1 protein-coding gene is annotated in these 758 nt (G+C 31.1%); it reads right to left on the minus strand.

The annotated features are described in order from the left end of the window. Positions 1-8: 8 nt before the first annotated feature. Positions 9-632 (minus strand): GIY-YIG nuclease family protein, encoded by a 624-nt coding sequence (locus V7127_RS03770; RefSeq protein WP_335483669.1) that lies wholly within the window; start codon positions 630-632, stop codon positions 9-11. Positions 633-758 lie beyond the last annotated feature (126 nt).

Raw genomic sequence — 758 nt, forward strand, 5'->3', positions numbered from 1 at the left:
AATTTAATCTATAATTTAAAGGTAGGATATGCTTTATATGCCTCTAAGAGTTTGTCTCTTTCAGACTTTATCCAATTAACTCTACGTCTATCTTTTTCGTATTCAATCGCATAATCTTCATTTCCTTTTGTCCAGCCACCATCCCAGTATGCTGGTTTTAATTTTTTATTGAGTATGTCTTCCAGCATCTTTCTATAACCTAATCCAATTGATGAACCCAGTCCATCGGTTCTTCCCCTATGGTGGTCAATTTCAAAAATAATAACTTTATAAAAAAACTTGGATATTAACGTTTTTTTTCCAACAACATGTTCTTCGCAAATTCTACGATATAAGTTATCCGATTCACCAGTATATAAGTATTTACCTCGATTATCTACAAAAAAATATGTACCACCAATTCCAGTTTTATCGATTCCTTTAATTTCAGTTTTTGCGATTCCTTTGCCCTTGCCTTCAAATAGGTCAAACATCTTTTCTTTTTCCCAAACAAAAAATTCGTGTTTATCTAATATATCAACTAGACCCTCGATTTTATACTTTGGTGGCAGTACTTCCTCATCAATAGCTGGTTGAGTAAAATCCCTTACAGTATTATAGGATTCAATTTGTAATCCATGAAAAAATGCCATATTTTCACTTCCTCCTGCTATTAATAAATATTAATCCCTAATTCTATAAACTAGTTTAATTATTTCGTAAGAAGTAAATGGTAACACTTTGAATTGTACTTTTTATTTACTATTCAACTCAGAACC

Source organism: Bacillus sp. JJ1773, assembly GCF_036962035.1.
GTDB lineage: Bacteria > Bacillota > Bacilli > Bacillales > Cytobacillaceae > Cytobacillus.

Bases quoted from the DNA above. Each gene is read 5' to 3' on its own strand.
- V7127_RS03770 (WP_335483669.1), bottom strand. From the start codon at position 632: ATGGCATTTTTTCATGGATTACAAATTGAATCCTATAATACTGTAAGG.